This is a genomic window from Gallibacterium trehalosifermentans, from assembly GCF_042433055.1.
Lineage (GTDB): Bacteria > Pseudomonadota > Gammaproteobacteria > Enterobacterales > Pasteurellaceae > Gallibacterium > Gallibacterium trehalosifermentans.
Window position 1 is genome coordinate 34,895 of the sequence record NZ_JBHLWB010000009.1, and the last position, 26,054, is coordinate 60,948.

Below are 26,054 nucleotides of genomic sequence, written 5' to 3' on the forward strand. Positions count from 1 at the left end.
CTAGAGCTAAATGTTACAAATGCTGGCGGTTATGTTTGATCGCTATTTAGCGAAAAATAACAATAGCAATTAAATGACTTTCCCCTCTTCAACTAAGAGGGGCTACTTTTTTAGAGGAGCGAGTATGATTCCGATGCTTGGTATTACAGGTTATAGCGGTACAGGAAAAACTACATTATTAGAAAAATTGTTGCCGCTATTAGCAGAGCAAGGGATTCGTACTGCTGTAATTAAGCATACTCACCATGATGTACAACTTGATAAACCTGGTAAAGATAGCTGGCGTATGCAAGAAGCGGGTGCAAAACAAGTTATAATGACCTGTGATCAACGGTGGGTATTAATGACCGAAACAGCGACCCCCGTTACACTAAATTATTTAGCACAACAATTTGACCCGCAATTAATTGATTTAGTTTTAGTCGAGGGATTTAAGCATGAACCGATAGCGAAAATTATGTTGCATCGTCAAGCATTAGCTAAACCGCTACCAGAATTTGATGAATATATCATTGCGTTAGCGTTAGATTATCCGTTCGAAACAACAGCAGTACCCATTCTAGATATTAATCAACCACAGCAAATTTCTGATTTTATTATTAATTTTTATCGTCATTTATAGGAATAATGACAATGGCAAAGTTAAGTAAAGCACATCGAGGTTTAGCTTGGATCGCCTCGTTTGCTTTTTTTATGCAAACGTTAGACGTTACCATTTTAAATACGGCATTACCAATGATAGCTCACGATCTCAATGAATCGCCACTCAATATGCAGTTGACTGTCATCAGTTATGCCTTAACGGTTGCCCTGTTTATGCCATTGAGTGGTTGGTTGGCAGATCGGTATGGTACGTTAATCGTCTTCCGTTATTCAGTGTTGTTATTTGTCTTAGGATCAGTACTTTGTGCAATATCAGGATCGTTGGATATGCTGATTTTATCGCGAATCGTACAGGGCGTTGGTGGGGCGATGATGATGCCAGTTGCACGGTTAACTTTAATCAAAGCCGTACCTAAAACTGAATTACTCGCAGCGTGGAATTTAATGGCAATGGCAGGGCTGACAGGACCAATCTTAGGTCCATTACTTGGCGGGTGGTTGGTAACTTATGCCTCTTGGCATTGGATCTTTTTGATTAATATTCCAGTTGGTTTATTAGGTGTATTTTTTGCTCGTTTTTATCTGCCTAATTTAAAAGGAATAAAAGCAAGTTTTGATCGGACAGGCTTTATATTATTTTCAGGTGGAATTGTGTTAGCGACTTTAGGGTTAGATTTTATCGGTGAAGCAAAGCGAGATTGGCATAGGGCGATCATTTTAATTGTTGTGGGATTATTGTTGATAGCAGGTTATGTCTTATATGCAAAAGGAAAACGTAATGTACTGTTTCCATTATCTGTTTTTTTGAATCGAACTTTTACTTTAAGCCTGATTGGTAATGTGCTAATTCGCCTTTCTGCTTCTAGTGTCCCGTTTTTATTGCCATTAATGTTGCAAATTGGCTTGGGTTATCCAGCAGATCAGGCTGGAATGTTAATGGTACCGTTAGCGATTAGTTCCATTGTGATGAAACCCGTGATTACCAAAATCTTAGAAAAATTTGGTTATAAGAGAACCTTAGTCGTGGCAAGTGGATTACTGACTATTGCAGTTTATGGATTAGGATTAATGAGTTATAGCCAAAATCTTATCTTTAGTGTTGTTATTATTATGTTTTATGGGGCGTGTATTTCGATGATTTTCTCTAGTGTGAATACGCTTATGGTAAGTGAATTAAAAGAAGATCAGGTAAGTGCAGGGACAACATTGCTTAGTATTGTACAACAAATTGGGATAAGTTTAGGAATTGCAGTTGCGTCTGTGGTGTTGAATTTATATCATCATCATTCAGCACAAAATGAATTATTGCAAAGTTTCAGTAACACTTTTTTTACGCTGTCAGTATTTGGAGGGTTATCGATGCTGACATTTTTATGTTTTCGTGCTGATGTCGGTGATGTTATGCGACATAAACGTGATACAACAGAATAGTTATGCCATTTAGTTATAATGAACTATTTTTTGTTATTTCATTTTAAAAATTAACAGGCTAATCTATACCGCAATAATAAGTGTGTATTCGTGAAAAAATGCATCAGTAATGACTACGAGGAGTAATCAAATGAAATTTAAACATATCTTTGCACTCAGTGCAGTGGCAACGACATTATTAAGTACTGCAAGTTTTGCTCATGCAGAAAAAACGTTTATTAATTGTACTAGCCGTTACCCACAAGGCATTAGCCCAGCGCTTGTGATGGACGGAATCTCCTATAACGCGAGTTCCCAACAAGTTTATGATCGTTTAATTAATTTTAAACGTGGATCAACAGAAATTGAGCCAGGCTTAGCAGAAAGTTGGGATATTTCAGCAGATGGATTGACTTATACTTTACATTTAAGAAAAGGGGTGAAATTCCATTCAAGTAAAATTTTTAAACCAACACGTGATTTTAATGCTGACGATGTAGTTTTTTCCTTTATGCGTCAATTAGATAACAATCACCCATATCACAATGTCTCTAAAGGAACCTATCCATACTTCAATGCGATGAAGTTTCCTCAATTATTAAAATCGGTGAAAAAGGTTGATGATAATACAGTCGAAATTGTATTAAATCGCCCAGATGCTACATTCTTACCAACACTTGGTATGGATTTCTTATCTATTTATTCAGCGGAATATGCAGACCAAATGATGCAGAAAGGTACGCCAGAAAAAGTAGATACCGATCCAGTTGGTACGGGACCATTTATTTTTGCTGGAGCGAAATTAGATCAAGCGTTACGTTATAAAGCGAATCCAGACTATTGGCAAGGTAAGACCCCAATCGATACCTTAATTTTCAGTATTACGCCAGATGCGACAGCACGTTATGCAAAATTGCAAAAAGGGCAATGTGATATGATCGATTTCCCGAATGCGGCAGATTTAGAGCGCATGAAAACAGATCCAAAAGTGCAGTTAGTCTCGCAACCTGGTCTAAACATTGCATATATTGCGTTTAATACTGCAAAAGCGCCATTTGATAATGAGAAAGTTCGTCAAGCATTAAACTATGCAGCAGATAAAGCCGCTATTATTGAGTCGGTTTATCAAGGTGCGGGCTTAGCAGCGAAAAACCCATTACCGCCAACAATTTGGAGTTATAACGATAGTATTCAAGATTATCCATTTGATCTTGAAAAAGCGAAAAAATTGTTAGCGGAAGCAGGCTATCCAAATGGGTTTGAAACTGAACTTTGGGTACAACCTGTTGTGCGTGCATCAAATCCAAACCCACGTCGTACCGCAGAAATTTTACAAAATGACTGGGCGAAAATTGGCGTGAAAGCCAAACTCGTTAGTTATGAATGGGGGGATTATATTAAACGTACTCGTGCAGGAGAGTTTACTGCAGGAATTTATGGTTGGTCAGGCGATAATGGCGATCCAGATAACTTCTTATCACCATTGTTAAGTTGTGAAAATGCAAATAGTGGCAGTAACTATTCTCGCTGGTGTAATAAAGAATTCGATGATCTACTTGCGAAAGCGATTATTACCTCAGATAAGAAAGTACGTGCGCCACTTTATGAAAAAGCACAGGAAATGTTCCATCAAGCAGTGCCATGGATTCCTGTAGCTCACTCAGTAAGTTATACTCCGTTAAGTCCTCGTGTACGCAACTATGCACAAAGTCCATTTGGTTATAATGCCTTTTATGGTGTAGATGTTGTCGAGTAAAGGGAATTTATTTAAATAAAGCGAGCTAAATTAGCTCGCTTTTTAATTGAAAAATATTATTTTAAACTTGCACAGCGTAAACTCACGGCATTTTTGTGGGCTTGTAATTGCTCCGCTTCTGCCATTACCTCTACTGTTTTAGCGAGCTGTACAAAACCTTGCGGTGTTAATTCTTGCACTGTCATACGCTTGCTGAAATCGGCTAAACCTAAACTTGAAGTGGTACGGCTGTAACCATAAGTCGGCAACACGTGATTGGTGCCAGACGCATAATCCCCCATACTTTCTGGTGAATAAGCCCCTAAGAAAATTGAGCCTGCATTGTCTAATTCTGGTAATAATGCTCTGGCATTTTCCACTTGTACGATTAAATGCTCAGGTGCATACGCATTACTAATTTCGACACACTGCGCTAAATCTTGCGCAATAATGATGCGACTATGCGAAAGCGCTTTTTCGGCTGTTTCCGCACGAGGTAATAAGGCTAATTGTTCTGTAATCGCTTGTTCTGTTTGTTGGGCTAACGTTTGACTTGGTGTAACCAGAATAACTTGTGAATCTGCACCATGTTCTGCTTGTGAGAGTAAGTCAGCGGCGACAAATTGAGGATTTGCAAATTGATCAGCGATTACTAATACTTCTGATGGACCTGCTTGCATATCGATTGCTGCACCATTTGGATCTTGGCTAACTTGACGTTTTGCTTCTGTTACAAATGCATTTCCTGGTCCGAAAATTTTATCGACTTTAGGAATGGATTCTGTACCAAATGCCATTGCCATTACGGCTTGTGCTCCACCGACTTGATAAATGGTATCAACACCACATAATGACGCCGCATAAAGAATTTCATCAGCAATCGGTGGTGGAGAACAGAGAATTATTTGTTGGCAACCAGCAATTTTAGCGGGGGTCGCTAACATTAACACGGTTGAGAATAATGGGGCTGAACCGCCAGGAATATATAAACCGACTTTGTTAATTGGACGAGTAAGCACTTGGCAGCGAACACCAGATTGTGTTTCTATATCGATTAGTGCGGTTTCTTGTGCTTGATGGAAAATTGCAATATTACGTTGTGCGGTTTGCATAGCTTGCTTTAATTCTGGTGTAATCCTTGCACAGGCGGTGGCAATTTGTTCGGCAGAGACTTTTAAGTCGCTTAGATTGACCTTGTCAAAACGTTGATTAAGTTCAAATAGGGCTTGATCCCCTTTTTGTAAGACAAGTTCTCGAATTTCATCAACCGCAGCTTGGATTTTTTGTGAACTACCAATCGCGGGGCGTTGCATTGCTTGTTGGCGTTGTTGCGGAGTGAGATTATTCCAAATAAGTGTTTTCATATCAGTTCCCTTAATTCATCATTTTTTCAATAGGTAATACAAGGATAGAACTTGCCCCAATAGCTTTTAACTGTTCCATTGTTTCCCAGAAAAGGTTTTCTTGGCTAACCATATGCAATGCAACACGATCATCTTCGCTTGCTAAAGGTAAGATTGTTGGATCTTCAACGCCAGGTAATAAGGCAACCACTTCTTTGAGTTTGCTTTTTGGGGCGTGCAACATAATGTATTTGGATTCTCTTGCCTGCATTACCCCTTGGATACGAGTGAGCAATTTATCAATTAATTGTTGTTTGGCAGGTTCTAATGGATTGTTTTGTTGGATTAAGCAAGATTTTGAACGGTAAATGACATCAACTTCACGTAAACCATTGGCTTCTAATGTTGCGCCAGTAGAAACAAGATCACAAATTGCATCGGCTAATCCTGCGCGGGGGGCTACTTCTACGGAACCATTGAGTAAACAACTTTTGAATTTTAATCCACGCTCGGTCATAAAACGTCTTAATAGTTGTGGGTAAGAGGTCGCAATTCGCATATTGTTTAATGATTCAGGACCAGTATATTCCGCATTTTGTGGGACGGCGAGTGATAAACGGCAAGTACCAAAATCTAAACGAGTGAGCATTTTATAATTGGCTTCTTCACCACTTGCTTTACGGCGTAGCTCTTCTTCTTCTAAAACATTTTCGCCAATAATGCCAAGATCTACCACGCCATCAAATACTAACCCAGGGATATCATCATCACGTACCCGTAGAATATCAATCGGTAAATTCTCTGCATAAGCGATTAAACGTTGTTCATTTAAATTAATTTTTACCCCGCATTGTTTAAGTAATTCTTGAGAGTCTTTACTTAAACGCCCTGATTTTTGCATTGCAATACGTAAACGAGTTTTGTCTGACATTGTGTTTTTCCTTCTTATTTAAATGCTAAAAAATAAAAAACCCTTCGGGATAACTCCCGAAGGGTATAATTGAATATTTGTACTCTCGGAAGTTTCTTATCTTCCAAGCAGCACCAAATGCCTGAAAGATTATTCAGGGTAATGGTGATGATGAGAGTAACAAATGAATAACATCAAATTTTCTTTCCTAAGCTAAAAAGCGACCTTGATTAAACTATGCGATTTTAATTGATTATGCAAGCGTTTTCTTCGTGATATTAGTTAATTTCTATTTCACTAATATATTCACTCTGTAAATCCGCGATTGGCAAAGTTGAATTTGGCCAACTACGCATAAGTTGTACTTGCATTAAATCTAATGTATCTAATCCTGGTGTTGTGTCAGGAGTATATTGTTGGGCAATTCTGGCAAGTTGTGTTAACCCAAAGCTAGACTCAATGCTTGAACTAATCACAGCAATTAAACCTTGTTGATGTGCTTGTTCAATTAATTGCACACATTTTTCTAATGAACCCACGAGTGTAGGTTTAATCACGATTGCAGTTACCTTATTTTCTGCTTTTATCTGAAAATCGGGATCTCGCACAGTTTCGTCCCACGCAATAGCAATGCCTGTATCAGCAGCAAATTGTAAACTCTCGCTAGGGGTTTTACATGGTTCTTCAATAAATTGAATTCTAGCGCGATGTTCAGGTTTAACATATTTGGCAAACATTGCCGCTTTCTCAGGTGTCCAAGAACGATTTGCATCTAAACGAAGTTTAAGATCAGGAATCGCTTCTAAGAACATATCTGCAATTAAACCATCACGATTGGCTTCATATAATCCAACTTTAATTTTGGCAATTTTTTCACCAGGTAACTGTTCTAGTTCCGCATACAGTTCATCAGGATCGCCATAGCATAAAGGAGCAATTTTAAAATTACCTTGTTCACCTAATTTTCCTTTTAGCTCAGCTAAAGCACAACTTAAACCAAATGCCACTGATGGATAACAATTTTCTAATGATAATTTTTCATTGCAAGCGCGCGCCAGATCCCATTTTTTTAACCAATCAATCGCTTGTTGTTGCGCTTGTTCTAATGTTTCTTGGCTAAATTCAGGTAATGGTGCAATTTCTCCCCAACCTGATTGCCCCCCACATTGAATCTGGACTAATAGACCTTCACGCTGTTTTAAAAAGCGATTGCGTAAAACAACTTGAGAATCCATTGGAATTTGATAACGATAGAGTTTATAACAGCGTTCGGTCATAATTTTTTCCTTCAATAATGAGTGAATTTAGCAAGGGGCGAGTATAGCAATTAGGTGAAAATGCGACAATCACAAAACAGGGTGAGTCTAGCGAAAACAAAAAATTGTCGCTCTTTTTTGCATTTTGTGAGTAATCGCAATAAACTTAGCCCCCAACTGAAAAGAGTAGATATGTTTCTTGGGCAAACATACATAAGAAACGGTTTTTTTTATAAAGAATAGGTAAGCATATGCGTGTTGCAGATTTTTATTTTGATCTTCCTGATGAATTAATCGCACGCTATCCACAAAAAGAGAGAACGGCGAGCCGTCTATTAAAATTAGATGGCAATAGTGGTGAGTTTTCACATCACCATTTTAAAGATGTCTTCTCGTTTGTGAATGAGGGAGATCTGTTAGTCTTTAATAATACACGAGTTATTCCAGCACGAATTTATGGTAGAAAAAGTAGTGGCGGAAAAGTAGAAGTCCTGATTGAGCGAGTACTAGATGATAAAAGTTGTTTAGCTCATGTCCGTGCCTCTAAAGCGCCAAAAGAGGGCAGTGAGTTAATTTTAGGGGAAGATAAGCTTGGCGAAGGGAATGGTATTTATGTAAAGATGTTAGGTCGTCAAGAGGCATTATTTCACCTACAATTTGCGATTACAGGATCGTTATTTGATAGCTTACAACAAATTGGGCATATTCCGTTACCGCCATATATTGATCGTCCTGATGAAGAGTCCGATCAAGAGCGTTATCAAACGGTATATAGTAAAGTCCCAGGCGCTGTTGCTGCGCCAACGGCAGGCTTACATTTTGATGAAGAACTGTTAGCCGCATTGCGTGCAAAAGGAGTGAATATTGCATTTGTAACATTACACGTCGGTGCAGGGACATTCCAACCAGTACGAGTAGAAAATATTGAAGATCACCATATGCACGCTGAGTACGCAGAAGTACCACAAGCGGTGGTGGATACCGTATTAGCGACTAAAGCAGCAGGTAAGCGTGTGATTGCGGTTGGCACCACATCAGTGCGATCTTTGGAGAGTGCAGCGTTAGCTGCTGAACAACAACAAAGTAAACAGTTACTTGAACCATTTTTTGCAGATACCACCATTTTTATTTATCCTGGTAAAAAATTCCGTGTAGTGGATTGCTTAATCACTAATTTCCATTTGCCAGAATCTACCTTAATTATGTTAGTTTCTGCGTTTGCGGGTTATGACAATATTATGCGAGCATATCGGAATGCGGTGGAAAATCGGTATCGTTTTTTTAGTTATGGCGATGCGATGTTTTTGACGAAAAAGACAAAATAAAGTGATGGGCAGTAACTTTGTAACAAATTCTAGATGATTATCAATGGGGCAGAGTACGATTTCCTCTTATGGTAATCGTCGGTCTGATTTGTTCCACTTTCGATTTCTGCTATAATCCGCCCGTTTAACTACAATGAAAATAGGATAAATTATGGGATTTTTAACAAATAAACGTATTTTAATCGCTGGTGTTGCTAGCAATCGTTCTATCGCTTATGGTATTGCGCAAGCAATGCATCGTGAGGGAGCAGAACTCGCCTTTACTTATCAAAATGACAAATTAAAAAGCCGTGTTGAAGAATTTGCACAAGAACTTGGTTCTTCTATTGTAATCCCTTGTGATGTTGGTACCGATGAAAGTATCGAAAATTGCTTTGCTGAATTACAAAAACACTGGGATAAATTTGATGGTTTCGTTCACGCTATTGCTTTTGCACCAGGCGATCAACTTGATGGCGATTATGTTAATGCTGTTAACCGTGAAGGTTTCCGTATTGCACATGATATTAGTGCTTACAGCTTTGTTGCTATGGCGAAAGCTGCGCGTCCTAATTTAAATCCTGGTGCAGCCCTAGTAACTCTTTCTTATTTAGGTGCTGAACGTGCTATTCCAAATTACAATGTAATGGGATTAGCAAAAGCTTCGCTTGAAGCTAATACACGCTATATGGCATCTGCAATGGGGAAAGAGGGGATCCGTGTAAATGCAATTTCTGCAGGTCCAATTCGTACTTTAGCGGCATCTGGAATCAAAAATTTCAAGAAAATGTTAGGTCATTTTGAAAATACTGCACCGCTTCGCCGTACAGTAACTATTGAAGATGTAGGCAATACTGCAGCATTCTTATGTTCTGATCTTGCTGCGGGTATCACTGGGGAAGTTGTTCATGTTGATGCAGGCTTTAGTACTGTTGCAATGAGTGAATTAGACCTAGATTAATCCTTTCTTATTATTTCGCTCCGTGCTTGCGGAGCGAATTTTTTATTTAATCGGATAAGATATGCTTTTAGATAATCCTCTTCTTAGCCAACTCAAACAACAAATTCGTGATAATAAGCCCCACGTTGAAGGTACTGTGAAAGCAACTGATAAAGCCTATGGCTTTTTGGAATGCGAAAAGAAAAGTTATTTCATTCCGCCACAAGCGATGAAAAAAGTGATGCACGGCGATAAAATTAAAGCACTTATCGAAACGGTTGGTGAGAAAGAGCAAGCTGAACCAGATAGTTTGTTAGAACCAATGCTAACACGCTTTATTGCTAGAGTTCGTTTCAATAAAGATAATAAACTGCAACTTTTTGTGGATCATTCTAATATTAAACAAGCTATTTCGGCGAATGTGCATAAAAATGTTACTGAAACACTCGCCAATGGTGATTGGGTGGTAGCTGAATTAAAAACACACCCATTACGAGATGATCGTTTTTTCTTTGCTCAAGTAACGCAATTTATTTGTCATCATGATGATCCAAAAACAGCTTGGTGGGTTACTCTCGCACGTCATGAACAACCTCGTACTGCGGTAGCTGGGTTAGATCAGTACCCATTTGAGGAAACCACGATTCGACAAGATCTAACAGATATAGATTTTGTTACGATTGATTCAGAAAGTACAGAAGATATGGACGATGCCTTAGCCATTTCGCCACTTATGCAAAATGGCGCGCAATCTGGTTGGAAACTTGCTGTGGCAGTGGCTGATCCAACAGCCTATATTCCATTGGATTCACAAATTGAGATCGATGCGAAACAGCGCTGTTTTACCAATTATCTACCAGGTTTTAATATTCCAATGCTCCCTCGTGAGTTATCTGATGATCTCTGTTCATTGGTGGAGGGAGAAAAGCGTCCTGCCTTAGTCTGTTTTATTGAAACGGATCTTGAAGGCAATGTTACTGCTGAACCAAGTTTTACTTTGGCATGGATTTGTTCTAAAGCAAAACTCGCTTATGATGCGGTTTCAGATTATTTAGAACAACAACCAAATGCGTGGCAACCAACCAACGACATTATTAAGACGCAAATTGATGCATTACATCAATTCAGTTTAGCGAGAATTCAGTGGCGTCAACAACACGCAATCTTATTTAAAGATCGTCCTGATTATAATTTTATCTTGGCAGATAATGGAGAGGTTTCTGAGATTCGAGCTGATTATCGTCGGATTGCGAATCGTATTGTTGAAGAGTGTATGATTATTGCTAATACTTGTGCTGCACAATTTTTGGCTGCACATCAAGCAGCGGGTATCTTTAGTACGCATTCTGGTTTTGATAAAAAATTCTTACCAGCAGCAAGTCAATTCTTATTAAAACACCTTGCTAATGAAAATAATCAGACGGAACTTGAACAACGTTATAGTGTGGAAAATTTAATGACACTCGATGGTTATTGCCAAATGCAGCATGACCTCGATCAACTTTCCCAAGCGTATTTAGAAACTCGTTTACGCCGTTATTTAACATTTGCTGAATTTAAAACAGAAGTTGCACCACATTTTGGTTTAGGTTTAATTGCTTATGCGACATGGACTTCACCAATTCGGAAGTATTCAGATATGGTAAACCATCGTGCAATCAAAGCTATCTTACAACAACAAACATCGCAGCCAATCGAAGAAAATGTGCTAGCTCGATTACAAGAAGCCAGAAAACAAAATCGGTTGGTTGAGCGTGATATTGCAGATTGGCTTTATTGTTTATATTTGGCGAAACAGGTAGCAGATAAACCGATTTATCAGGCACAAATTATGGATATTACTCGTGGCGGATTACGAGTACAGTTACTAGAAAATGGTGCTTATCTCTTTGTACCAATGTCTTTTATTCATGATAAGAAAGAAGAGATTGAGGTAAACAGTGATGATATTGCGTTATATGTACAAGGTAATCGCGTTTATCAATTAGCAGATCTGTTGTCAGTACGTTTAGCCGAGGTCAATATTGATACTCGCAGTATTATTGGCGAGCCAGTAAAAGAGTAAATCTACTCGCTGCCTTATTAGCAGTTTAAAGCCCAGTGAATACTGGGCTATGAAACTATTAGAGTGAGTTGAGGTTTAATACATCAGTCATATCAAACAAGCCTTTATCATGATTTGCTAACCATTTGGCAGCGCGGACTGCACCATTAGCGAAAGTCATACGGCTAGAGGCTTTATGTGCAATTTCAACTCGCTCACCTTCATCGGCAAACCACACAGTGTGTTCACCCACCACATCACCAGCTCGAATAGTAGCAAAGCCAATTTGATCCTGTTTGCGTTCACCTGTGATTCCTTCACGAGCATATACTGCGTGTTGTTTAAGATCTTTCCCCATTGCTTTTGCGATATGTTCTCCCATAGATAATGCGGTACCTGATGGCGCATCTACTTTATGACGATGATGCGCCTCAATAATTTCAATATCGCAGTAATCGCCCATAACTTTTGCTGCTTTTTCGAGGAGTTTAAAAACAAGATTAACACCGACACTATAATTTGACGCAAAAACAATGCCGATTTTTTCCGCTGCTTGTTGAATAGCTTGTTTACCTTGTTCATCAAATCCTGTAGTACCAATCACCATTTTTTTATTGTGAGCCACACAAAGCGCTAAATGATTGAGCGTACCTTCAGGGCGAGTGAAATCGATAAGTAAATCAAAGTGTTCCAGTTTTGCTGATAAATTATCGGTAATCTCAATACCATTATGTCCTATTCCAGCTAATTCACCAGCATCACTGCCAAGTAAACTTGAGCCTGAACGTTCAAAGGCAGCAGTGATTGCCACTCCCTCTGTTTTACTCACAGCTTGAATTAGTTGGCGACCCATACGCCCACCTGCACCAACTACGGCAATTCTTAATGTCATATATTTATCCTTATTTCTTTGTTTTTAAACGAATATGTACAGTAATTTCTTCTCGGTCATGATAAAGATGTTTTGCTTGCATTTGATAATCAAGATCGGCATCAATTAATCGTTGTTCAATTAAGAAAAGGCATTTCTGCACTTCTATGTAACGTTTTTTCATTGGTAATTTTAGATTAAAGATTGTTTCTTGACACCAACCATTTACTAGCCATTTTGCGATTAATTCAGCAATACGAATAGGTTGTTCGACCATATCACAAACTAACCAATCAATTTTGCGTTTTTTTGGCGGTTGGAATTTGAAGCCATCTTCTGGGCAATGTTCAACACGTCCCGTTTCTTGTAAAGACTCTGCTACTTTACCGTGATCCACGGCATAGACAAATAAACCTCGTCTAACAAGTTGATATGTCCAGCCACCAGGGCAAGCCCCTAGATCGACGGCGTATTGTTGTTCATTTAGGCGTTCAGCTTCTTCTTTTTCTGTCAAGAATGTTTTAATGGCTTCTTCTAATTTAAGGGTTGATCGACTAGGTGCTTCGACAGGGAAACGTAATCGTTTTATCCCCATAAAATCAGGTGAATGGTTGTGGTTAAAAGAATAGCCAATAAAACAACTATTTGATTCCGTAAAGCAGAGATGTAAGGTAAATGGTTGTGTTTTGGTTGTTATTTTTTTTGTCAGATAACCTGCTTGTTTTAACTTCTGACGTAATGGTACGGTAAATTTGCGACAAAAAGAGAGAAGCTCTTTTGCTTGATTGGTATCTGCTGTTTCTACCCAAACATCGGTCATTGCATTTAAATCAAGATCGCTGCTTAAAAGGCAATCCATAAGCGGAGAAATACGATCTGTTGTTGAAGTAAAGGTGAGTTGTTGAATAACGGCAAACCATTGTCGACAAAATACTAAAGTATTAAATTCAAGATGTTGAATTAATAACTTTACCTCTTCGGCACAGTTACATTCAAAAATAACAAGAGCACTATCGGGTTCTGTTCGGGCAAAACCATATATACCTAAACCAGTTGCTTTATCATTAATTTCTGCTGCTGTTTCTTTTTCAAATCCAGCGCGACAATATAAAATAAGTTGATTTGTCATAATAATTTTTATTTGGTTGTATGGGTTAGAAAGCGATAACGGATTCCGAGATAGCATAAGTTGCCCCACCCTAATAAAAAGAAAATACCACCAACAGGGGTAAGATGAGCCAAACTTTTATTCCCAGTTAACGCTAAACAGTATAGGCTAAAACTGAAGAAGATAATACCTGCAATCCAACAATAACCACTCCATTTTACGGTCTGATGCCATTTGGGAGCGACTTGAGGTAGTGGTATGACAAATAAAAGTATTAAAAAAAGTAAGGCTAAAGTATGAAATACCTGATAACGCCAACCAATTTCCAACCAATTTAATGCTTCAGCAGAAAGTTGTTTACTTAACACGTGAGAGGAAAATGCGCCAAAAGCAACACAGAAAAAGCCACTTAGTGCAGTAAAAATTAAAAATAGTCTGAACACAATATTTCCTTATACTAATGAGATTAACCAATCACGAAATGCCTTAATTTTTTCATCGTTCTCACGATCAGAATGATAAACTACATAAAACGATTTCGGATCTTTTAATTGGAGATTTAACACCTCTTGCAAGTTGCCTTGCTCAATTTCTTTCTGGGCAAGTAACTCGTTTGCTAATACAATGCCCTGACCATGGATAGCTGCTTGTAATGCCATAAAGGTATGACTAAATACTGGGTTATGTTGCAGATCCATTCCTTCTAATTTCAATGAATTTAACGCCATTTGCCAATTATCACGATTATGGACATGTAAAAGTGTATAGTGGCGGAGATCATCTGCCTGATGAATAGGTTGCTTATTCAATAAATTGGGTGATGCCAAAATTAATAATCGAGCCTCTTTTAATCGTTCAACGGATAAACCTTTCCAATCACCTTTGCCATAGTAGACGGCAATATCAATTTCTCGAGACAGCAAACCTTCATCATGATCTACCCCATTAATACGAACATCTATATTTGGATAACGCTGATTAAATTTGCTTAGTTGAGGTACTAACCATTGCATACCAAAGGTTTGTGGAATATTTATTGATAACACAGTTTGTCCTGTGTTTTGGGTAAGTTTTTCTGTAGCATTCATTAGTTTTTTTAATATGTTATTTACATCAAAAAAATAACTTTTTCCTGCTTCGGTTAATTCAAGTGTACGATTTTTGCGCAAAAAAAGGGCTGTTCCTAAAAAATCTTCTAAAATTTTTATTTGATGACTAACTGCTGCTTGAGTAACAAAGAGTTCTTCTGCAGCTTTTGTAAAACTTAAATGCCTTGCTGCTGAATCAAAAGCTTTTAGAGCATTTAAGGGGGGCAAACGTTTAACCATAATTTAATATCCAGAGTAAAAACTTCCTGTTAGTTGCTATTGGATTTTGTTATTAGTTTTTTTTATGACAAAGATAAAAAAAAATTGTTTGTTTCTTCTAGGGTAGCTCCCTAGAATGTGCGCCATACTTAATGATTGGTCATTCCTTACTAGTTAATGAGTTTCAGATTCTTAAGTATGATGTTGTGTTTGCATATTAGCCTAGAGTTTCTAGGCTGAGTAACTGAAAAGTTACTCATTTCACTTCCTGTATATTTTTATAAACAGAATTGTTTATCTGCCACCTAAATTTAGGTGGCATTTTTTTTGCGTGAATTTTATCAGAATTTTATCATTTATTGGTTATAAATGTACTACTAATATAACCTATTTTTGATAAATTTACTTGAATTTTTATGCAATAAATTGAATTTTTATGCGTTGTTTTAATAAAGATTGTGGACACCTGAGCGATTTTAGGGAATAATACGCACTCGGTAAACGTTCGTTTTATCACAGAATCAAACACATCTCACGAATAGGAATTAATATGTCAACAACAATTCTTGAATCTCTCCCAATCGGTCAAAAAGTAGGTATTGCGTTTTCAGGTGGTTTAGATACTAGTGCAGCATTACTTTGGATGCGTCAAAAAGGCGCTATACCTTATGCTTATACAGCAAATTTAGGTCAGCCAGATGAAGATGATTACGAAGCAATTCCACGCAAAGCAAAAGAATATGGTGCAGAAAATGCACGTTTAATTGACTGCCGTACTCAATTAGCTAATGAAGGAATTGCCGCTATTCAGTGCGGAGCATTCCATATTAGTACTGGTGGGGTAACTTATTTTAATACAACACCTCTTGGTCGAGCTGTAACAGGCACAATGTTAGTTACCGCAATGAAAGAAGATGATGTCAATATCTGGGGTGATGGCAGTACTTTTAAAGGTAATGATATTGAGCGTTTTTATCGTTATGGTTTATTAACGAATCCACGTTTAAAAATTTATAAACCGTGGCTAGACCAACATTTTATTAATGAACTTGGTGGACGCCATGAAATGTCAGAGTTCTTAATTGCCAATGGTTTTAACTATAAGATGTCAGTGGAAAAAGCGTATTCAACTGATTCTAATATGTTAGGCGCAACCCATGAAGCGAAAGATCTTGAATTTTTAAATAGTGGTATTCGTATTGTTAATCCAATCATGGGCGTGGCTTTCTGGAAAGAAGATGTAGCGATCAAAGCAGAAGAAGTTACCGTTCGCTTTGAAGAGGGGATTCCAGTTGCATTAAATGGAAAAACTTTTGCTAATGCGGTTGATCTTTTCTTAGAAGCAAACCGTATTGGTGGACGTCATGGTTTAGGAATGTCAGACCAAATTGAAAACCGTATTATCGAAGCGAAAAGCCGTGGTATTTATGAAGCGCCAGGAATGGCATTATTACATATTGCTTATGAACGTTTAGTAAGTGGTATTCATAATGAAGATACGATTGAGCAGTACCGTATCAATGGATTACGTTTAGGTCGTTTACTTTATCAAGGTCGTTGGTTTGATCCACAAGCATTAATGTTAAGAGAAACAGCACAACGTTGGGTTGCTCGTGCAGTAACGGGTGAGGTTACTTTAGAATTACGTCGTGGTAATGACTACTCAATTTTAAATACTGAATCACCAAACTTAACCTACCAGCCAGAACGTTTAAGTATGGAAAAAGTAGAAAATGCCCCATTTGATCCAAAAGATCGTATTGGTCAGTTAACAATGCGTAACTTAGACATTACAGATACACGCGATAAACTAGGGATTTATACGCAAACAGGTCTATTGTTGAATAATTCTGCTTTCCCACAATTAGGTAAAAAAGAATAATAGATCGTTATTTTCCCATATTTGAGAAACCGCCAAGGAAACTTCTTCTTTGGCGGTTTTTATTTATCGTATTCATAACAATATAAGCGAAATTTTGCTATACTTCCGTTCCAATAATTAATTAGATGGCAGACTGTATGGCTTGGACTCCTACTCGAACTACACAATCACAAACACCTGTAACAAAAGCAAATAGAAACAAAGAGATAGAACAGTTTACTCCCCCACATTCTATTGAGGCGGAACAATCTGTTTTAGGGGCGTTATTGTTGGATAATGGTTTATGGGATCGAGTAGCCGAAGCTGTTATTGCACAAGATTTTTATACTTATGCTCATCGGGTTATTTTCCAAGAGATAGAAAATTTATTGAGTCATGGTAAACCTGCTGACCTAATTACTTTAGAACAAGCATTGGGTAGTAAAGATCTTACGGATACAGCGGGTGGTTTTTCCTATTTAGTGGAGTTATCTCAGAAAACGCCAAATAGTGCAAATGCATTAGCCTATGCCAATATTATTCGTGAAAAGGCAATTTTACGGGAATTAATTGCGACAACGAATACGATTTCAGAAAATTGTTATTCACCAAATGGGCAAGATGTAAAAGATATTTTGGATAATGCAGAAAGTAAGATTTTACAAATTGCCGAGCAGAGAATGACGGGAACGGATACTGGTCCACAAAACATTTCTAAAATCTTATTTGATACGATTAGCAAAATTGAAACCTTGGCACAAAATCCAAGCCTTGGCGGTATTACAGGCGTTTCAACAGGTTTTACAGATCTAGATAAAAAAACAGCAGGTTTACAACCTGGTGATTTAATCATTATTGCTGCTCGTCCTTCAATGGGAAAAACGACTTTCGCGATGAATTTATGTGAGAATGCGGCTTTGCCAAAAGATCAAAATAAAGCAGTATTAATTTTTAGCCTAGAAATGCCAGCAGAACAATTAATGACAAGAATGTTAGCTTCTCTTTCTCGTGTCGATCAAACTAAATTGAGAACGGGACAAATTGACTTTGCTAATGATGAGGGCGCTAGATTATCAAGTTGTATTGCATTATTAAAAGAGAAAAATAATCTCTATATTGATGATACTTCAGGTCTAACCCCAACAGAGCTACGTTCACGTGCTAGACGTATTCATCGTGAAAGTCCGAATGGCTTAGCAATGATTATGGTGGATTATTTACAGTTAATGCGTGTTCCTGGTTATGCAGATAATCGTACTTTAGAGATTGCCGAGATCTCTCGCTCTTTAAAAGCCTTAGCGAAAGAATTAAAAGTGCCAGTGATTGCATTATCACAGTTAAATCGTAGCTTGGAACAACGAGCAGATAAACGCCCAGTTAACTCAGATTTACGTGAGTCAGGGGCGATTGAGCAAGATGCCGATTTAATTATGTTCATTTATCGAGATGAAGTTTATAACCCTAATTCAGAATTTAAAGGAACCGCAGAAATTATTATTGGGAAACAACGTAATGGACCGATTGGTAGTGTTCGTCTTGCTTTTATGGGAGGCTTCTCTCGCTTTGATAACTTGCAGTATGGTTCTGAGTTTAATGATGATTATTAATTAATAAAGGCAGTAATATGAAAGCAGCAACGGCAAAGATTAGTTCTCTTGCCCTAAAACATAATATTCAAAAAATCAAATCATTAGCACCAAAAAGTAAAATTATTGCCGTGGTGAAAGCAAATGCTTATGGACATGGTGTGGAATTTGTTTCTCAAACAGTACAAGACAATGTGGATTGTTTTGGCGTGGCGCGTTTAGGAGAAGCGCTCCGTTTACGCTCAAATGGAATCACCAAGCCTATCTTATTATTAGAAGGCTTTTTTTCTGCCAGTGATTTACCGATTTTAGCAGTAAATAACTTAGAAACGGTGGTACATTGTGCAGAACAGTTAAATGCGTTATTGCAAGCCGATTTACCTAATCCAATTAGTGTATGGATCAAAATTGATACAGGAATGCACCGCTTGGGTATTCAGCTGGAAGAAGTCGATGTTTATTATCAAGCTTTATCACAATCTGCAAATGTAAATCATATCCGCTTTATTAGCCATTTTAGTCGTGCTGATGAGTTAACCAGTGGTTATACAGAAAAACAACTTGAGCGTTTTTTATCTGCTTGTCAGGGGAAATCGGGCGAAAGAAGTATCGCAGCATCAGGTGGTATTTTGTTCTGGGAGGAATCTCATTTAGAGTGGATTCGCCCTGGGATTATTATGTATGGTATTTCGGTGAATAATACACCAAGTCGTGAATATGATTTAATTCCTGTGATGACGTTAACGTCCTCATTGATTGCCGTGCGTAAACATAAAAAAGGTGAGCCTGTTGGTTATGGCGGACGGTGGATCAGTGATAAAGAGACTAAAATTGGTGTGGTAGCGATAGGCTATGGTGATGGCTATCCGCGAGATGTGCCAACGGGGACACCTGTGTATGTGAACGGTAGACGAGTGCCGATTGTAGGCAAAGTATCAATGGATATGCTGACGGTGGATCTGGGAATGGACGCCGAAGATAAAGTCGGCGATGAAGTGATCTTGTGGGGTAAAGAACTACCTATAGAAGAAATAGCAGAAATTGTTGGCGTAATCAGTTATGAATTAGTAACTAAACTCACTCCACGTGTTTTAGTCGAATATATTGATTAATTTAAATTAAAGGGAAATTGTATGAAAAATATTAATCCAACCTCAACCAAAGCATGGCAAGCATTATTGCAACATCAACAAGCAATGAATGATGTAACCATTCAACAACTGTTTGCTGAAGATGCAGATCGTTTTGCTAAATATTCATTAAAATTTCAACAAGATATTTTAGTCGATTTTTCTAAAAACCATTTAACTGAACAAACTTTACAACTATTGCGTCAATTAGCGGAAGAAACCGCAGTGAAAGATGCGACAGAAAGTATGTTTACTGGTGAAAAAATTAATCGTACTGAAAATCGTGCGGTATTACATACAGCATTACGTAATCGTAGCAATACTCCAGTTTATGTTGATGGCAAAGATGTAATGCCAGAGGTAAATGCGGTATTAGCGAAAATGAAAAGTTTCTGTGATCGAGTGATTTCAGGAGAATGGAAAGGGTATAGCGGAAAAGCGATTACTGACGTGATTAATATTGGAATTGGGGGCTCTGATTTAGGTCCATATATGGTAACAGAAGCATTACGCCCATATAAAAATCACCTTACCATGCACTTTGTTTCGAATGTAGATGGTACGCATATTGCAGAAACATTAAAGAAAGTTGATCCAGAAACAACTTTAGTATTGGTTGCTTCTAAAACATTTACTACTCAGGAAACTATGACTAACGCTCATTCTGCGCGCGAGTGGTTCTTAGCAGCAGCAAAAGATGAAGCCCACATTGCAAAACACTTTGCGGCATTATCAACGAATGCGAAAGCCGTAGCAGAATTTGGTATTGATACGGACAATATGTTTGAATTCTGGGATTGGGTAGGTGGTCGTTATTCACTTTGGTCAGCGATTGGGCTTTCCATTGCGTTATCTATTGGTTTTGAAAATTTTGAGGCGTTATTGAGTGGCGCTCATGAAATGGATAATCATTTCCGCACTGCACCAGTAGAACAAAATATTCCATTGACCTTAGCATTGGTTGGCTTGTGGAATACCAATTTCTTAGGCGCGCAAACGGAAGCGATTCTGCCTTATGACCAATATATGCACCGTTTTGCAGCTTATTTCCAACAAGGGAATATGGAATCAAACGGAAAATATGTAGATCGCAATGGTAATGTAGTGAATTATCAAACTGGTCCAATTATTTGGGGGGAGCCAGGTACGAATGGGCAACACGCGTTCTATCAATTAATCCATCAAGGGACAACGTTAATTCCTTGTGATTTTATTGCACCTGCCAAAACACATAATCCGTTAGGCGACCATCATACTAAATTATTATCAAACTTCTTTGCGCAAACTGAAGCTTTAGCATTTGGTAAAACTAAAGAAGAAGTGGAAGCAGAGTTTGTGCAAGCAGGCAAAAATCTGGCTGACGTACAACATATTGTGCCATTTAAAGTCTTCACTGGTAATAAACCAACCAATTCAATTTTACTCAGTGAAATTACGCCATTTACTTTAGGGGCATTAATTGCAATGTATGAGCATAAGATTTTTGTGCAAGGTGTCATTTTCAATATCTTTACTTTTGACCAATGGGGGGTGGAATTAGGTAAACAATTAGCCAACCGAATTCTGCCTGAATTAGTAGGGAATGAGGAAGTTACCTCACACGATAGCTCAACCAACGGATTAATTAATCAGTTTAAAGCTTGGCGTTAATTATCTATTAAGCGCAATAAATAGTCTGAAGTATGGTGAGAAATCGCCATACTTTTTTTATTTTTTAAGATTCTTGTTGCTGGCTTTTAAACTCTAAATACTCTTCTAACTGTTCAATCGCAGCGAGGCAGCGTTCACGGCGTTGTTGATAGTGAATAATGTGTTGCTGATAAAGTGCTTTTTGTTGCGGATCTGTTGTTTGCTGTTGTTGCTGTTCTAAATAAGCTAATTGATCATTAAAACGCGTTAAAAACTCATAATATTTATGAATCCGCTGTTCTGGAGGAAGATGGAATACCGCATTTTTATCTTTCGGGTTGGCTGCTGTTTGTGGTGAGGATTGCGTGATTTGCTTGTGAGTGTGTGCCGTTTGTTCAGGATTTAACGCATCAAATAATACTCTAAATTGGGCAGTAATTTTTTCTGCAAGATAATCAATGACTTGTACATTTTCTACTTTGGCTAACTTTTCAATATTTTGTTGAATTTCATCAAGATAGAAGCCTAGTGGCTGAAAAGATTCCAGAAAAATCGTAGGTTCAAACGCAACAGTTAATAATTGGCGAGAATCATAGCGAGAAAAATGCTCAAGTTGTTTTAATAGTTGTTGAACTAAGTGCTGGTGTGGTGTTGACATACCATTTCCTTATAAATCACTCATAAAAATGGGCAGTTTAGATTGTCTGCCCATTATAGTGATATTTGATAAAAAATTGCTGATCTGATTAACAGTTACATCTTTTCGACTGTTTTGATTCCTAATAGATCTAAGCCTTGTTTTAACACACGAGCCGTTAATGCAGCAAGTTTTAAACGGCTTTGTTTAACCTCTTCTGCTTGATTGAGAATCGGACAATGCTCATAGAAAGAAGAGAAAGCCCCCGCTAAATCATATAAATAACCGCAAAGAATATGTGGTGTCCCTTCACGAGCGACAGTGGTTACTGCTTCCTCAAATTTCAATAGGGTTAAAGCAAGTTGACGTTCTTTTTCATCTGTAATTTGAATAAGCCCCGTTAAGCTGTCAGCTGCTATACCACTATTAGCAAAAATGGAACGAATACGCGTATAAGCATATTGAATATAAGGTGCAGTATTGCCTTCAAAGGTAAGCATATTATCCCAGTCGAATACATAATCCGTCGTACGGTTTTTTGATAAGTCAGCATATTTGACTGCACCAATCCCGACGACTTCAGCGACTTGCTGTTGTTCTGCTGCGGTAAAATGTGTTGATTTTTGACTGATTAATGCTTGAGCGCGCTCAACTGCTTCATCTAATAAATCAGCTAATTTCACTGTTCCACCAGTACGCGTTTTGAAAGGTTTATTATCTTTACCTAGCATCATACCGAAATTGAAATGTTCTAATGAAACAGTTTCTGGTACATAGCCTGCTTTGCGCACGATAATCCAAACTTGTTGTAAATGTTGGCTTTGGCGAGAGTCAGTAAAATATAAAATACGATCTGCGTGTAAGGTTTCATAACGATATTTGGCACAAGCAATATCGGTGGTGGCATAGAGATACCCACCATCTTTTTTCTGAATAATGACACCGAGCGGATCACCCTCTTTATTTTTGAATTCATTTAAAAAGACAACAACCGCACCATCATCTTTTACCGCTAAACCTTTCGCTTCTAAATCCGCAACAATGCCTGGCAACATTGGGTTATATAAACTTTCCCCCATCACGTCTTTATCTGTTAGAGTAACATTTAAACGATCATAATTACGTTGGTTTTGCTGCATAGTAATGTCAACCAATTTACGCCACATAGTGCGACAATATTCATCACCACCTTGTAATTTGACTACATAACCGCGCGCTTTTTCAGCAAAGGCTTCATCTTCATCGTAATGTTTTTTTGCTTCACGATAAAAGGCTTCTAGATCGCTTAATTCCATATCAGAAGCGTGTTCATTCTGCATTTTTTCTAGGTAAGCAATGAGCATACCAAATTGTGTACCCCAATCCCCAACATGGTTTGCACGAATGACATGATGCCCAACAAACTCTAATGTACGTACGACAGCATCACCGATAATTGTCGAACGTAAATGCCCAACGTGCATCTCTTTTGCAACATTGGGTGCAGAGTAGTCTGCAACGATAGTTTGTGGTTTTATTGTAGAGAAAAGAAATTTTTCATCAGCAAGCATATTATTGCTTTGTGTTGCTAACCAAGCAGGGTTTAAGAAAATATTAATAAAACCAGGACCCGCAATTTCGACTTTTGCAATCATCTCGCCAAGTTCAAGTTTATCAACAACTTGTTGAGCTAATTCACGCGGTGGGCGTGCTAATTTTTTGGCAGCAGCCATAATGCCATTAGCTTGATAATCGCCAAATTGTACTTTATTTGATGGGCGAACTAAGGCTTCACTTTGTTGATCTGCACCTGCTGCGATCATTGCGTGTTTAATTTTTTCAGATAGAATGGTTTGAATATTCACGAATGTATGCCTTTTGCTTTTTGAATTGAACCAATAAATTTAAACCTGTAATGATACTAGGGTTTAAGTCATCAGAAAAGTAGTAAGAAATAAATTGCGTTATGACAACTTTAAAAATTTTCCAACAATACCCTGCCTTATTCAATCAACTTATTGAAATTCAACCTCTTTTTCAACAAATCCTTGATATGACAGGATTAAACAGATTGGATTTGCAAATTGATCATATTGCCTTACGTGTTAATGATGTTGATATGGCAAAACAGTGGCAAGCCTGTTTTGCCGAAGAGGCGACATTATTAAGCAATAATGAGATTAATGGCAGACCTATCTATTTATATGAATTAGAGAAGCCTTTGCTTATTTTAGAGCAAGAGGTAAGGGTTGTAGAATTGCCATTTCCTAAGGCGAAAAATTATCCACAACAAGGTTGGGAGCATATTGAAATGGTATTACCATTTATTGTAAATGAAACGGTAGAACAATGGTTTGCGCGAGTAGAAAAATTATTGGCACCAGTAGCGGAGCGAATTATTTTGCAAAAAAGCTGTCATAAAGGGGACGGAGAAGGTTTACCAAATCCTGCAGTTGCCATAAAATTGGCAGACAAAAGTAATTTTGCCACAATTAAATTGCACCCTTATGCAATTAAGCAGATTGTGATGTCAGAATAATAACCTCAAAATGAAGGAGATAAAGATGAAAAAAATCGCATTAGTAGCCAGTCTGTTGGCGAGCGTAACATTAGTTGGCTGTTCAAACACCGATTTATATAGTGGTAGCGTTTATTCAGGTGGACAAACAAAAGAAGCTCGTTCAGTGGCTTATGGACGTATTATTTCAGTGCGTCCAGTAACAATCCAAGGTGAAAGCCGTTCACAAGGTGCAGTTGGTACCGTTGGTGGTGGTGTGTTAGGTGGGGTATTAGGTTCAACCATTGGTGGGGGTAGTGGTAAAGCCGTTGCAACAGCTGTTGGTGCAGTAGCGGGTGCGGTACTTGGCAATAAAGTTGAGCAAACGGTAGATCAAACAGCAGGGGTTGAGCTAGTGATCCAAAAAGATAATGGGCAACGCATTGCCGTAGTACAAAAAGCAGACCCAAGTTTTGTACCTGGTGCAAGAGTACAACTTGTTGGAACAAGTGGTTCTTTAAACGTTTCTGTACTTTAATCTTATTTGAGCGAATTATTGATTTCAGTAATTCGCTTTTTTCTTTATTAAGGCAATACTATTATGACGATGAAAATCCAACTTTCATCACTCCCTGCGTCAGCAGCATGGGGTGAAAAAGCGCTTCTCTCTTTTCAAAATGAACAAGCATTAATTCATATTACGGAAAATCGCACTGTAACTGATATTCAAAAAGCAGCTAAAAAGTTGCGTAATCAAGGGATTGATGATGTTGAGTTAGTTGGCGAAGAATGGGATTTAGAAGCTAGCTGGGCATTCTATCAAGGTTTTTATACGGCAAAACAAAATTTTGCTGTTGAGTTTCCTTCTTTAGAAGAGGACGATGAAGCAGAATTATATGAACGTATTCGTTGTAGTGATTTTGTTCGTGAAATTATTAACTTACCAGCAGAAATTATTACGCCAACAGAATTGGCTAGCCGTGCAGCAAATTTTATTACGGAACAAGCAGATAACTATGTTGGGCAGGGCTGTGTTAGTTACCACATTATTAGTCGCGAAGAGTTAAAAGCGCGTGGTTATTATGGCTTATGGGAAGTGGGTAAAGGATCGCATAATTCCCCAGCAATGCTACAACTCGATTTTAATCCAACAGGTGAAGCAGATGCGCCTGTGTTTGCTTGTTTGGTAGGTAAAGGTATTACTTTTGATTCTGGTGGTTATAGCATTAAACCAAGTAATAATATGGATTCTATGCGTTCTGATATGGGCGGTGCAGCATTATTAACTGGGGCGTTAGGATTTGCGATTGCACGAGGTTTAAAACAACGTGTGAAACTTTATCTTTGCTGTGCAGAGAATCTAGTGAGCAGTAAAGCATTTAAACTAGGAGATATTATCAAATATCGTAATGGTGTTAGTGTTGAGGTTTTAAATACTGATGCAGAAGGGCGTTTAGTCTTAGCAGATGGTTTAATTGAAGCGTCAGCACAAAATGCGAAGTTTATTGTCGATTGTGCAACCCTTACTGGTGCAGCAAAAGTTGCTGTTGGCAATGACTACCATTCTGTTTTATCTATGGACGATCAATTAGTTGCGGCGTTATTTGCAGCTGCTAAAGAAGAAAATGAACCTTTCTGGCGTTTGCCATTTGCAGAGTTTCATCGTGAACAAATTAGTTCTTCTTTTGCAGATATAGCGAATACTGCGAGTGTGAATACACCAGCAGGCGCAAGTACCGCAGCGGCATTTCTATCTTACTTTGTCGCAAATTACCAGCAAAATTGGTTACATATTGACTGTTCTGCAACGTTCCGTAAGGCTGCTTCACCATTATGGGCGGTTGGCGCAACAGGCATTGGTATGAAAACATTAGCAAATTTATTACTTTCTGCTGAATAGCAAG

22 protein-coding genes and 1 other annotated feature are annotated in these 26,054 nt (G+C 38.1%); of the genes, 13 read left to right on the forward strand and 9 right to left on the reverse strand.

Annotation, left to right across the window (positions count from 1 at the left end):
• The first annotated feature begins 124 nt into the window (after window positions 1-124).
• The 3 genes from mobB (at window position 125) to ACFFHK_RS07965 (ending at window position 3,769) form a co-directional block, all read left to right on the forward strand.
• Window positions 125-622, forward strand: a complete 498-nt coding sequence (gene mobB, locus ACFFHK_RS07955) for a molybdopterin-guanine dinucleotide biosynthesis protein MobB (RefSeq protein WP_382371271.1) — start codon at window positions 125-127, stop codon at window positions 620-622.
• Window positions 623-633: 11 nt separating this feature from the next.
• Window positions 634-2,034: a DHA2 family efflux MFS transporter permease subunit gene (locus tag ACFFHK_RS07960; protein WP_382371273.1), complete on the forward strand. Its 1,401-nt coding sequence runs from the start codon at window positions 634-636 to the stop codon at window positions 2,032-2,034.
• Between the two features lie 130 nt (window positions 2,035-2,164).
• Window positions 2,165-3,769, forward strand: coding sequence for an ABC transporter substrate-binding protein (locus ACFFHK_RS07965; RefSeq protein ID WP_382371275.1), 1,605 nt, complete (start codon window positions 2,165-2,167; stop codon window positions 3,767-3,769).
• A gap of 56 nt (window positions 3,770-3,825) precedes the next feature.
• Here ACFFHK_RS07965 and hisD read toward each other — a convergent pair whose 3' ends face one another.
• The 3 genes from hisD to menC form a co-directional block, all read right to left on the reverse strand.
• Window positions 3,826-5,112, reverse strand: a complete 1,287-nt coding sequence (gene hisD / locus ACFFHK_RS07970) for a histidinol dehydrogenase (RefSeq protein WP_382371277.1) — start codon at window positions 5,110-5,112, stop codon at window positions 3,826-3,828.
• Between the two features lie 10 nt (window positions 5,113-5,122).
• Window positions 5,123-6,022 (reverse strand): ATP phosphoribosyltransferase, encoded by a 900-nt coding sequence (gene hisG / locus ACFFHK_RS07975; RefSeq protein ID WP_382371279.1) that lies wholly within the window; start codon window positions 6,020-6,022, stop codon window positions 5,123-5,125.
• A gap of 32 nt (window positions 6,023-6,054) precedes the next feature.
• Window positions 6,055-6,176 (reverse strand) — a sequence feature (His leader region).
• A 103-nt stretch (window positions 6,177-6,279) separates the two neighbouring features.
• Window positions 6,280-7,278, reverse strand: a complete 999-nt coding sequence (gene menC, locus ACFFHK_RS07980; RefSeq protein WP_382371281.1) for an o-succinylbenzoate synthase — start codon at window positions 7,276-7,278, stop codon at window positions 6,280-6,282.
• 230 nt (window positions 7,279-7,508) lie between these two features.
• Here menC and queA point away from each other — a divergent pair, with 230 nt between their 5' ends.
• From queA to ACFFHK_RS07995, 3 genes are all read left to right on the forward strand, one after another.
• Window positions 7,509-8,582, forward strand: coding sequence for a tRNA preQ1(34) S-adenosylmethionine ribosyltransferase-isomerase QueA (gene queA / locus ACFFHK_RS07985; protein ID WP_382371283.1), 1,074 nt, complete (start codon window positions 7,509-7,511; stop codon window positions 8,580-8,582).
• Window positions 8,583-8,733: 151 nt separating this feature from the next.
• Window positions 8,734-9,522 (forward strand): enoyl-ACP reductase FabI, encoded by a 789-nt coding sequence (fabI, locus tag ACFFHK_RS07990; RefSeq protein ID WP_382371285.1) that lies wholly within the window; start codon window positions 8,734-8,736, stop codon window positions 9,520-9,522.
• A 61-nt stretch (window positions 9,523-9,583) separates the two neighbouring features.
• Entirely contained in the window at window positions 9,584-11,566 is a 1,983-nt protein-coding gene (locus ACFFHK_RS07995) for an exoribonuclease II (RefSeq protein ID WP_382371287.1), read from the forward strand.
• A 58-nt stretch (window positions 11,567-11,624) separates the two neighbouring features.
• Here the strand turns inward: ACFFHK_RS07995 and dapB are convergent, their stop codons facing one another.
• Genes dapB through ACFFHK_RS08015 form a run of 4 tightly spaced genes read right to left on the reverse strand, consistent with a single transcriptional unit; the run spans window position 11,625 to window position 14,852 of the window.
• Window positions 11,625-12,437 (reverse strand): 4-hydroxy-tetrahydrodipicolinate reductase, encoded by an 813-nt coding sequence (gene dapB, locus ACFFHK_RS08000; protein ID WP_382371289.1) that lies wholly within the window; start codon window positions 12,435-12,437, stop codon window positions 11,625-11,627.
• Window positions 12,438-12,447: 10 nt separating this feature from the next.
• The gene (gene rlmM, locus ACFFHK_RS08005; RefSeq protein WP_382371692.1) at window positions 12,448-13,545 is read right to left on the reverse strand and encodes a 23S rRNA (cytidine(2498)-2'-O)-methyltransferase RlmM; all 1,098 of its coding nucleotides are present in this window, start codon (window positions 13,543-13,545) and stop codon (window positions 12,448-12,450) included.
• Window positions 13,546-13,553: 8 nt separating this feature from the next.
• On the reverse strand, window positions 13,554-13,967 hold the full coding sequence (locus tag ACFFHK_RS08010; protein ID WP_382371291.1) for a DUF423 domain-containing protein: 414 nt from the start codon (window positions 13,965-13,967) through the stop codon (window positions 13,554-13,556).
• A 9-nt stretch (window positions 13,968-13,976) separates the two neighbouring features.
• Window positions 13,977-14,852: a transcriptional regulator GcvA gene (locus ACFFHK_RS08015; protein WP_382371293.1), complete on the reverse strand. Its 876-nt coding sequence runs from the start codon at window positions 14,850-14,852 to the stop codon at window positions 13,977-13,979.
• A gap of 529 nt (window positions 14,853-15,381) precedes the next feature.
• On the opposite strand from ACFFHK_RS08015, the gene argG reads away from it, so the two are divergent.
• From argG to pgi, 4 genes are all read left to right on the forward strand, one after another.
• Entirely contained in the window at window positions 15,382-16,713 is a 1,332-nt protein-coding gene (gene argG / locus ACFFHK_RS08020; RefSeq protein ID WP_382371295.1) for an argininosuccinate synthase, read from the forward strand.
• Window positions 16,714-16,850: 137 nt separating this feature from the next.
• Window positions 16,851-18,299 (forward strand): replicative DNA helicase, encoded by a 1,449-nt coding sequence (gene dnaB / locus ACFFHK_RS08025; protein ID WP_382371297.1) that lies wholly within the window; start codon window positions 16,851-16,853, stop codon window positions 18,297-18,299.
• A 17-nt stretch (window positions 18,300-18,316) separates the two neighbouring features.
• The gene (gene alr, locus ACFFHK_RS08030; RefSeq protein WP_382371299.1) at window positions 18,317-19,390 is read left to right on the forward strand and encodes an alanine racemase; all 1,074 of its coding nucleotides are present in this window, start codon (window positions 18,317-18,319) and stop codon (window positions 19,388-19,390) included.
• 21 nt (window positions 19,391-19,411) lie between these two features.
• Window positions 19,412-21,058, forward strand: a complete 1,647-nt coding sequence (gene pgi, locus ACFFHK_RS08035) for a glucose-6-phosphate isomerase (RefSeq protein ID WP_382371301.1) — start codon at window positions 19,412-19,414, stop codon at window positions 21,056-21,058.
• Between the two features lie 64 nt (window positions 21,059-21,122).
• On the opposite strand, the gene priC is transcribed toward pgi, so the two are convergent.
• The gene (priC, locus tag ACFFHK_RS08040) at window positions 21,123-21,695 is read right to left on the reverse strand and encodes a primosomal replication protein PriC (protein WP_382371303.1); all 573 of its coding nucleotides are present in this window, start codon (window positions 21,693-21,695) and stop codon (window positions 21,123-21,125) included.
• Window positions 21,696-21,790: 95 nt separating this feature from the next.
• Complete coding sequence (gene argS, locus ACFFHK_RS08045; RefSeq protein WP_382371305.1) at window positions 21,791-23,518, reverse strand: arginine--tRNA ligase; 1,728 nt, start codon at window positions 23,516-23,518, stop codon at window positions 21,791-21,793.
• Between the two features lie 101 nt (window positions 23,519-23,619).
• On the opposite strand from argS, the gene ACFFHK_RS08050 reads away from it, so the two are divergent.
• From ACFFHK_RS08050 to pepB, 3 genes are all read left to right on the forward strand, one after another.
• Window positions 23,620-24,192 carry a VOC family protein gene (locus ACFFHK_RS08050; RefSeq protein ID WP_382371307.1) on the forward strand — a complete coding sequence of 191 codons (573 nt, stop codon included), beginning with the start codon at window positions 23,620-23,622 and terminating at the stop codon, window positions 24,190-24,192.
• 25 nt (window positions 24,193-24,217) lie between these two features.
• Entirely contained in the window at window positions 24,218-24,688 is a 471-nt protein-coding gene (locus ACFFHK_RS08055) for an outer membrane lipoprotein (protein WP_382371309.1), read from the forward strand.
• 69 nt (window positions 24,689-24,757) lie between these two features.
• A complete protein-coding gene (gene pepB, locus ACFFHK_RS08060) occupies window positions 24,758-26,050 on the forward strand; it encodes an aminopeptidase PepB (RefSeq protein WP_512700289.1) in 1,293 nt (430 codons plus the stop codon).
• The last annotated feature ends 4 nt before the right edge of the window (window positions 26,051-26,054 follow it).

What these genes read in the sequence shown, in the direction of transcription:
- mobB (WP_382371271.1), top strand. Translation starts at nt 125, where the DNA reads ATGATTCCGATGCTTGGTATTACAGGTTATAGCGGTACAGGAAAAACT.
- hisG (WP_382371279.1), bottom strand. Translation starts at nt 6,022, where the DNA reads ATGTCAGACAAAACTCGTTTACGTATTGCAATGCAAAAATCAGGGCGT.
- pgi (WP_382371301.1), top strand. Translation starts at nt 19,412, where the DNA reads ATGAAAAATATTAATCCAACCTCAACCAAAGCATGGCAAGCATTATTG.
- queA (WP_382371283.1), top strand. Translation starts at nt 7,509, where the DNA reads ATGCGTGTTGCAGATTTTTATTTTGATCTTCCTGATGAATTAATCGCA.
- argG (WP_382371295.1), top strand. Translation starts at nt 15,382, where the DNA reads ATGTCAACAACAATTCTTGAATCTCTCCCAATCGGTCAAAAAGTAGGT.
- dnaB (WP_382371297.1), top strand. Translation starts at nt 16,851, where the DNA reads ATGGCTTGGACTCCTACTCGAACTACACAATCACAAACACCTGTAACA.
- dapB (WP_382371289.1), bottom strand. Translation starts at nt 12,437, where the DNA reads ATGACATTAAGAATTGCCGTAGTTGGTGCAGGTGGGCGTATGGGTCGC.
- hisD (WP_382371277.1), bottom strand. Translation starts at nt 5,112, where the DNA reads ATGAAAACACTTATTTGGAATAATCTCACTCCGCAACAACGCCAACAA.
- menC (WP_382371281.1), bottom strand. Translation starts at nt 7,278, where the DNA reads ATGACCGAACGCTGTTATAAACTCTATCGTTATCAAATTCCAATGGAT.
- rlmM (WP_382371692.1), bottom strand. Translation starts at nt 13,545, where the DNA reads ATGACAAATCAACTTATTTTATATTGTCGCGCTGGATTTGAAAAAGAA.
- ACFFHK_RS08050 (WP_382371307.1), top strand. Translation starts at nt 23,620, where the DNA reads ATGACAACTTTAAAAATTTTCCAACAATACCCTGCCTTATTCAATCAA.
- ACFFHK_RS08015 (WP_382371293.1), bottom strand. Translation starts at nt 14,852, where the DNA reads ATGGTTAAACGTTTGCCCCCCTTAAATGCTCTAAAAGCTTTTGATTCA.
- priC (WP_382371303.1), bottom strand. Translation starts at nt 21,695, where the DNA reads ATGTCAACACCACACCAGCACTTAGTTCAACAACTATTAAAACAACTT.
- alr (WP_382371299.1), top strand. Translation starts at nt 18,317, where the DNA reads ATGAAAGCAGCAACGGCAAAGATTAGTTCTCTTGCCCTAAAACATAAT.
- pepB (WP_512700289.1), top strand. Translation starts at nt 24,758, where the DNA reads ATGAAAATCCAACTTTCATCACTCCCTGCGTCAGCAGCATGGGGTGAA.
- ACFFHK_RS07960 (WP_382371273.1), top strand. Translation starts at nt 634, where the DNA reads ATGGCAAAGTTAAGTAAAGCACATCGAGGTTTAGCTTGGATCGCCTCG.
- fabI (WP_382371285.1), top strand. Translation starts at nt 8,734, where the DNA reads ATGGGATTTTTAACAAATAAACGTATTTTAATCGCTGGTGTTGCTAGC.
- ACFFHK_RS07995 (WP_382371287.1), top strand. Translation starts at nt 9,584, where the DNA reads ATGCTTTTAGATAATCCTCTTCTTAGCCAACTCAAACAACAAATTCGT.
- ACFFHK_RS08055 (WP_382371309.1), top strand. Translation starts at nt 24,218, where the DNA reads ATGAAAAAAATCGCATTAGTAGCCAGTCTGTTGGCGAGCGTAACATTA.
- ACFFHK_RS07965 (WP_382371275.1), top strand. Translation starts at nt 2,165, where the DNA reads ATGAAATTTAAACATATCTTTGCACTCAGTGCAGTGGCAACGACATTA.